This is a genomic window from Gracilibacillus thailandensis (genome assembly GCF_010994055.1).
Classification (GTDB): Bacteria; Bacillota; Bacilli; order Bacillales; family Amphibacillaceae; genus Gracilibacillus; species Gracilibacillus lacisalsi.
Genome location: NZ_WJID01000110.1, coordinates 1 through 8,308 on the forward strand (window position 1 = coordinate 1; position 8,308 = coordinate 8,308).

The 8,308-nt window shown below is 35.7% G+C and carries 7 protein-coding genes; 3 read left to right on the forward strand and 4 right to left on the reverse strand.

Annotation, left to right across the window (positions count from 1 at the left end; all coding sequences use genetic code 11):
- Window positions 1-278: 278 nt before the first annotated feature.
- Together GH715_RS20605 and ric are read right to left on the reverse strand one after the other, a co-directional pair.
- Entirely contained in the window at window positions 279-578 is a 300-nt protein-coding gene (locus GH715_RS20605) for a HesB/YadR/YfhF family protein (RefSeq protein WP_153837140.1), read from the reverse strand.
- Window positions 579-749: 171 nt separating this feature from the next.
- Window positions 750-1,451 carry an iron-sulfur cluster repair di-iron protein gene (gene ric / locus GH715_RS20610; protein WP_153837141.1) on the reverse strand — a complete coding sequence of 234 codons (702 nt, stop codon included), beginning with the start codon at window positions 1,449-1,451 and terminating at the stop codon, window positions 750-752.
- 172 nt (window positions 1,452-1,623) lie between these two features.
- Here ric and GH715_RS20615 point away from each other — a divergent pair, with 172 nt between their 5' ends.
- Window positions 1,624-2,178 (forward strand): hypothetical protein, encoded by a 555-nt coding sequence (locus GH715_RS20615; protein ID WP_153837142.1) that lies wholly within the window; start codon window positions 1,624-1,626, stop codon window positions 2,176-2,178.
- 306 nt (window positions 2,179-2,484) lie between these two features.
- Here GH715_RS20615 and GH715_RS20620 read toward each other — a convergent pair whose 3' ends face one another.
- Together GH715_RS20620 and GH715_RS20625 are read right to left on the reverse strand one after the other, a co-directional pair.
- Window positions 2,485-2,844: a response regulator gene (locus tag GH715_RS20620; RefSeq protein WP_153837143.1), complete on the reverse strand. Its 360-nt coding sequence runs from the start codon at window positions 2,842-2,844 to the stop codon at window positions 2,485-2,487.
- A gap of 241 nt (window positions 2,845-3,085) precedes the next feature.
- Window positions 3,086-3,988, reverse strand: a complete 903-nt coding sequence (locus GH715_RS20625) for an ArsR/SmtB family transcription factor (protein ID WP_153837144.1) — start codon at window positions 3,986-3,988, stop codon at window positions 3,086-3,088.
- A gap of 179 nt (window positions 3,989-4,167) precedes the next feature.
- On the opposite strand from GH715_RS20625, the gene GH715_RS20630 reads away from it, so the two are divergent.
- On the forward strand, window positions 4,168-5,514 hold the full coding sequence (locus GH715_RS20630) for a hemolysin family protein (protein WP_228760370.1): 1,347 nt from the start codon (window positions 4,168-4,170) through the stop codon (window positions 5,512-5,514).
- Complete coding sequence (locus GH715_RS20635) at window positions 5,511-8,138, forward strand: cation-translocating P-type ATPase (protein ID WP_153837145.1); 2,628 nt, start codon at window positions 5,511-5,513, stop codon at window positions 8,136-8,138. Before GH715_RS20630 ends, GH715_RS20635 begins: the two co-directional genes overlap by 4 nt.
- The last annotated feature ends 170 nt before the right edge of the window (window positions 8,139-8,308 follow it).

Genomic DNA, 8,308 nt, shown 5'->3' on the forward strand with positions numbered 1-8,308 from the left:
TTCAAACCTCAAATTTCTTCATAACAGGAATGCTCCTTTATAGAATATATATCGAGAAAGAATACTGAACATTCTATTAAGTTCGCTTTTATCACGTTACTAACTGTCCGTAAGAGCACCAACCTCAAGTGTAAGGTTATTGAGCGGATGGTGACGGTCGCTAACTTCCTGATAAGTCTTCCTTTATTTTAACATAATTTCTTCCTGTTTCGTTGTATTTGGTTCGAGAGTATGGGAGATTTAGCTAAAAGAAAAAGAGTGAGGGATTTCCTCACTCTTTACTGGATTTCTTCATAATCATATGCAACTTCATCTAATTGTTCATTATATTCGACAATTAAATTATACCCCTCAAAATACCATGCATCTGTCGCATCAATAAAAAAGGTAATACCATCTCTTTCCGTAGTTGTAATCGTATCCTCCATTGGTTCATTTAGTGCAAAGGCTAGTGAAAAACCTTCATGTATCGGGCTATAACCACCATATTTAGCTTGAAATTTAATTGTATCTCCATCGCTTACCCCAACGTCATCTTTAAACCATTGTAATGCTTGATCTGATAATTTGATTTCCATGCGTATGCACTCCTTTAATGACACTAAAATAATTCTCTTTAAGCTATTCCCAATATTTATCATTCTTACACTATATTATTATAAACTAATACAATTATTTGGAAATATTCCCCGGGAAATTGTCGAAAATATGTAAAAGACGCTAATCCTACTATTAGCGTCTTTACTATCCTATGAAATGGACTTGAAGAGTATATTGTTTTCCAAGTGTATATGTTGATACGTGTTTTGTTCTAGCTCTGCTAGTCTAGCATAGGTGATCCTGTATGAATTACATGCACCTTCTGGCAATGTAAAGTCATTGGTTATTTCGTTCATTTGTTGGATGATTTCACCTACAAATTCGTGATCCTCGATCATCATTTTGTTCAATTGGAAAATGTGCTCTTTTAATGCTTTGCTTGGTTCCACGTCATATTTTTCAAAAAGCGGGAATAAATCACGTTCTTCTTCAATCATATGACCTTCCATTTCCATTTTGAATCGATGAAATAATTTATATAAATCTTCAAGATGCGGATGATGCGGACCGTGTACTCGGTATATTTTTGTAACAAACTGACTGAGCGGTGTTAACTCTTCATGTAAATAGTGATGATGATGTTGCATAATATAGTCAACCAATTCTGAAGGAGTGACATCATCCCAATTGATCTCTTTATTCCCGGCTTCTATCCATGCTTGGTAGGAGTCATTGATCGATCTGATAAGTTGTTCCCCATCAACAGGTCTTTTTTTCTTATCAAGAATAGATTGAAGAGGTTGATCGCCGCCACAGCAAAAATCAATTTTTTCCTTTTTGAAAAAATCACTTGCTCTTGGATATATTTTGACAATATTTGCAGGTGTATCTGTTAGTTGAAATTCTCTCATGATATTGTTCCTCCTTTACTTATATACTTTTACTGTAACAAAAGGATAAGGAGTTAATTGTGATGCAAATCACATTATTTTCAAAGTTTCACTTTATTCTGATTTTTGTTATACTAATGAAAGCAAAATCATGAGATTATGTATCGGCTATGAAACTAAAGGTGGTGTAAAGATGGCAGTGAAATATACGAATTTTCGTGGAGATGAGTACTATTTACATGTAAGGAAAACGAACAAAGGTAATCCGTCCTATTATTTTAAAAAAGATGATTCTAATACTTCAGTTGATAGCATTCCAGAAGGTTATGAAATATATGAACACCCGAATGGAAGAGTGTTTTTAACAAAGAAGTCAAGGCGGAAAATAACTGATGAAGAAGTGCAGTTACTTAAAGAGAGTATGGAAAATAATAGTCCAATTAAGGATTATAAGTTAGATATCAGACAAAAAAGTATCTATTTATATACGTACGAAAATCCTGTCCCATTCGATGAGAATCCTTTGATTGTTGAGGCGTTGTCCGATCCGAAATATAAAACATATGATGCGCAGTTATGTTTTACATTATTGGATAAAGAAACGAGAACATTTCAAGTAGAACGTAAATCTTATACAGGTGAGAAAGATGATCAGTGGCTCTTTTTAGAAGAATCTACGAATTTAAAAGAGTTGGCGGACAAATATGTACAGCACCTTGGACAAGAAAGCTATTACGAATTATTTTAATTAGGAAGCTTGGCTAGATAAATGCCAAGCTTTTTTGAAGGTCTGAGTGGGAAGTCGCTGTGTTTGTTAGATTATATCAGGGCTGAGCGCGGACATTTGTTCCGTAATTTGTGACAAAATTGCCGTTTTCCGGTTGCATGCGGACATCTATTCCGCTATTCATAGAAAAAAGCTCTAATGTTAACTTAAATGAACCGAATAACGGAATAAATGTCCACCAACATCAAAAAAAGGCTATTATTCTAATAAATAAGGCACTAAATGTCCGGTCTACAAACGTTTATCTATTAAATAGTTCTATAGCTGCTAATCAAAAATATGATCCATAATTTGTATTAAGTTATGAAAGTGTGGTTTGATGATAAAGTCTTTGGCTCCATAGTGCAATGCCCTTGTTACGTTATCATTAGTGGCGAGGGAAGAGGCCATGATGACATTAGCGCTTGGGTCTAAGTCTTTGATTTTTAGTAAGGCATCTAATCCGTTCGATTTTGGCATAACGATATCTAAGATGATAATATCTGGTTTATATTGTTGATATGCTTTCACCGCTTCTAGACCAGTTGAGGCTTCCGCAACAACTTGATAGGAATGTTGTTCGATTTTCTGCTTAAGCCACTGTCTCATAAATCGTGAATCATCTGCAATGATGACTGTTTTTTTCATCGCTGTTCCCTCATTTTCTTTTTCATTTCATAATTCGACATTCTTCTACCATTATTTTAAAGGAAGTATTAGGCGTTGTGAAGCTGTTTTTTACACTTTAGAAAGGAAAAAAGTTTTAGAAGGATAGTAATTCGCGATGTAGTAAAGATATGGAATATATAATTTTTTCTAATAGAAAAATCCGTCCAATAAATTGAGACGGATTCTTTCTTTTCATACTTCATTATGAAATAGCTATCTATTAAATATAATATAATTTAAAATTAATATCTTGATCATGGTTTCCGAACTCTTTTCCGAACAATGTGACTCCACCTACGTGTTCGGCATCTTCTTTTACTTCCACTCTTAATTTCCATCCATCTACAGTAGTGTCTAAATCATGAATGGTTACATCTGACAAAGGTTCCCCATCCATATAGGTGCCATGTGACGTAATTCGAATCGTTTTTAATAGCCCATATTGGTTAATATTGTTTGGCCACCAGTCAGGAGTATATTTACCTCTAGTATCCGCAAAATCACCTGGACTTTGCCATGTTCCTAACTCGATATTGTTTAAAGTGAAAGTAATGTCAGATGGCCATACTTCGTTTGAAAATGGAAACTCCGATGAGATTTCAAAACTGATATCCATTTGTTGTAATTGATCTTCTTCTTGCAAAAAGTTCGGAGTTTTATATTCAATAAATCCTTGTGTAAACCACAATATTCTTGCATCCATTCTTTTAGGGTCCATAAAGTATTTGGTTTGATCTACCGGGCCAACAAAGTCTTTACTAGTCGCTAAGCCACAAGTAGGTACAACATGATAGTCTGTGTAATGACCAATAGGTACTGATGTTTCATATGTAGCAAATGAATGATAGATTTTTTTAGGGAAATTGACTTCGATGTGGTCGACTTTTAGTATGGAGATTCGTTGTAACCCTGATTTCCCTGGTATCTTTTCTGTTCGAATGATACCAGCTTTTTCTAACTTTTCGATATGTTTGGTCACAATCGGACTACTGATCCCTAAAACACTGGATAGTTCCTTTATATTCATTTTATTTTTCGATAATAATTGAATAATTTCTAATCTGACTTGGCTTGCTAATGCTTCATATACTGGTAAAGATGACTTATCTATTTCTAATTGCATAATTCCACCAACTACTTTCTGAGTACTAATTAAATTATTTTTATTATCACATATTAAGAATAAATTTTCTATTATAATCTATTATGCCATATTTTGTAACGGGTTTCATCCAAATTTGACATTTTTAATCATATATTATTAAAAAAATTGTCTTGTTATCGTTTATTTTGGGTATAACAATGATAAGACTGGTGAAAGTGGGTGGTATTTTGGTATTATCTTTTCTTATTCTTGTATTACTAATATTAATTAATGCGTTTTTTGCAGCTTCTGAGATTTCGCTAGTAGCTTTGAATGATAATAAAATAAAGAAAAGAGCAGAACAAGGTGACAAAAAATCAATTAAATTACAGGCTTTATTATCAGAACCTGGTCGCTTTTTGGCAACGATTCAAATCGGTATAACCTTAGCGGGCTTCCTTGCTAGTGCATTTGCTGCCGATCGTTTTGCGGGGCCATTAGCAGAATGGTTAGTTGCTATCGGTGTACCGATTGCATTACCAGTAATGAAAACAATCGCTGTTGTTACGATTACGATTCTGCTTTCGTACTTTACATTGGTAATTGGAGAACTGGTGCCGAAGCAATTAGCCTTACAAAAGGCAGAAACGATAGCTTATAAAACAGTTAGTCCATTATCGATGCTATTTAAAATTAGTTATCCATTTGTTAAAATATTGAATCTTTCGACGAACTTAATTGTAAAATTGTTTGGAGTAGATCCACATGCCAAACAGGAAGAGGCAAATGAAGAGGAAATTAGAATGCTGGTGGATATTGGTGGTGAACGTGGAACGATTGAAAATGATGAAAAGCGGATGATTCATAATATATTTGAGTTTAATGATAAAACAGTCTCTGATATTATGACACACAGAACAGATATTACAGCCATTAATGTGGAGTCAAGTATCGAGGAAATATTAGATATCATTAATGATAAACGTTTTACTCGTTTTCCGGTTTATGAGGAGGATATCGATCATATTATTGGTATTTTACATATGAAGGACATGTTTCCTTATTTAAAAACAAACGACCAAACGTGGAATCACCTATTACGTGAGCCTTATTATGTAATGGAGTCTCAGCCTATTGATGTCGCCTTTCGTGATATGAAGAAACATAACATCCATATTGCGATGGTTGTCGATGAATATGGTGGAATTGATGGTCTTATTACAATGGAAGATATGATCGAGGAAATTGTTGGAGAAATATTAAGTGAACATCATTTGCCAGGTGAAGATGAGGCAAGCAGTGTGAAAAAAGTTAATACGAATCAATATGAGGTAGAGGGAACGACTCATCTCTATTTATTGGAGGAAGCTTTTCAATTGGAGTTACCTTCCGAGGATTTCGAGACGGTAAATGGATTTATGGTTCATCAGCTAGGATACATTCCGAAAAATTCAGAACGTCCAGCCATTTCTTATAAAAACCTAATTTTTGAAGCAGTTGAAATATCCGATTATCGTATAGAAAAGGTACTGATTACGATCGAATCAGGAGGGGGTAAATCTTGAGCAGTTATCAAAAAACAAAGCAGGAAGTATTAGATAAGTGGGAAGTATCACTATCCGAGGGATTGACAGCAAACGAAGCTAACAACCGACTTGAACAGGAAGGCTATAACGAAATCGCTGATAAAGAAAAAATACCAACATGGAAGCTGTTTTTAGAAAGCTTTAAAGACGCAATGGTCGTTGTTCTCCTCGTGGCTGCAATCGTACAATTAGTACTGGGAGAATTAATAGAATCGATCATTATTTTCGTCGTTATTTTGTTAAACTCTATTATTAGTGTGGTGCAAACGAAGAAGGCAGAAAGTTCACTAGATGCACTTCGGGATATGTCTGCGCCAGAGGCTAAAGTAATTCGTGACGGCACAAGTCATACCATAATGGCTCGTGAATTAGTACCTGGTGATATTGTCTTGCTTGAGGCAGGGGACTACATACCAGCCGATGGTCGTCTTATGGAAGCTGAATCATTAAAAATTAATGAAGGTATGCTGACAGGTGAGTCTGATGCGGTAGAAAAAATCACTGAACCGATTGAAGAGGAAGTATCAATCGGTGATCAGAAAAACATGGTGTTTTCCAGTTCGTTAGTCGTTAATGGACGAGGTACTTTCGTTGTGACAGCAACTGGCGAGAAAGCAGAGATTGGAAAAATTGCCGAAATGATTGAAACAGCGGAAGCAAAACAAACACCATTGCAACGAAAACTGGATTCTTTCAGCAAAAAGTTAGGGATTGCGATTTTACTTATTTGTATCGTTATCTTTGCCGTACAAGTTGGTCGGATTTGGTTTAATGATGCTAATGTTGATATGACAAAAGCCATCTTAGATGCTTTAATGTTCTCGGTTGCAATTGCAGTAGCAGCTATTCCTGAGGCTTTGCAGTCGATTGTGACGATTGTTTTATCAGTAGGCACTAATAAAATGGCCAAGCAGCACGCGATCATTCGCCGTTTACCGGCAGTAGAAACACTTGGTTCAACGAGTGTTATTTGTACCGATAAAACCGGAACATTAACCCAAAATAAAATGACTGTTACAGAAGTATATTTGCCGGAAATAGAGGATCCGTTCAGTAATAAAAAATCTTCGAAAAGTGAACGATTACTCATTCAAACTGCAGCACTTTGTAATGATTCCTATATTAATGAAGATAACAATGAAATAGGAGATCCGACAGAAATTGCACTGATTCGATTAGCGGATAAGCAAAACCAGCCATATAAAGAATTGCGAAATAAATATACGCGTGAAGCAGAACTGCCTTTTGACTCTGAAAGAAAAATGATGTCGACTGTCTATACAATTGATGGAGAACGGTTGATGTTAATCAAAGGCGGTCCAGATGTAATGTTAGACCGTGCAAATACTATTTTAGTTAACGGAGAGCAACAAGAACTAACTTCAGAATGGCTGGAACATTTAGAGAAGCAAAATGAGCGTTACTCCAAGCAAGCTTTACGTGTTTTAGCATTTGCATATAAAAAAATTGAAAAAGATCAACAGATCACATTAGATGATGAACAAGATTTCACTTTAATCGGCTTTACGGCAATGATGGATCCACCAAGAGATGCCGTTTATGGATCCATTGAAGAGGCGAAAAAAGCAGGTATAAAACCTGTCATGATCACCGGTGACCATAAAACAACCGCAGAAGCGATCGGTAAGGATATCGGATTAATGGCTGAAGGTGATTTAGCTGTTACTGGTAAAGAATTGGACGATATGACTGATACAGAATTAGACGAGAAATTAGAACATATTGCTGTTTATGCCCGAGTTTCACCTGAAAATAAAATCCGAATTGTGAAAGCATGGCAGCGCAAAGACCAAATTACTGCAATGACAGGTGATGGGGTCAATGATGCACCAGCGTTAAAACAGGCTGATATTGGAATTGGCATGGGAAGTGGAACCGATGTGGCGAAGGATTCGGCAGCAATGATTTTAACCGATGATAATTTTGTATCGATTGTAAAAGCAGTAAGTGTAGGACGTACGGTCTTCGATAATATCAAAAAATCGATTGCATATTTATTTGCTGGTAACTTAGGTGCAATTATTGCGATTTTGTTTGCCGTAATCATGAATTGGGCTAATCCGTTCACTGCATTACAATTATTATTTATCAACCTTGTAAATGATTCATTACCGGCTATCGCATTAGGGATGGAAAAATCAGAACCCAACGTCATGAAGCGTAAGCCACGAAAAATAGATGAAGGGATTTTCGCTGAAGGTACATTACGATCTGTTATTATCCGAGGGTTGTTAATTGGGGTGGCAGTTATTATCTCTCATTATATTGGATTGCAGCACTCAGAAGGAATGGGGGTAGCAATGGCATTTACCACTCTTATTCTGTCGCGAACGTTACAAACCTTTCCGGCAAGGTCAAATGTCCAGACTGCTTTTGGTGCAGGATTTTTCCAAAATAAATATGTATTAGGGGCTGTCGTAGTTGGGTTTGTACTATATTCGATTACGATTATGCCTTTCGCAAGAGAAGTGTTCCATATTCCAGCTGAATTTGGCTGGACCCAAGGATTCATTGCTTTTGCACTAGCACTCGGAAGTGTGTTATTAATGGAAAGTGTGAAGGTGTTTAAAAATAAAAAGTAAATAATGGTAAGACTAGTGCTACTGGTGGCGACCTAATAAGAATATCGCGTCAACAGTAGCACTATTTCATTACTTTTTCACCAATTAGATAGGGAATTATGATAAGATATATGTAAGGGTTTTCAATTATAAAGGAACTGTAAAAAATTCTATGAAAACTAAGTGAAACA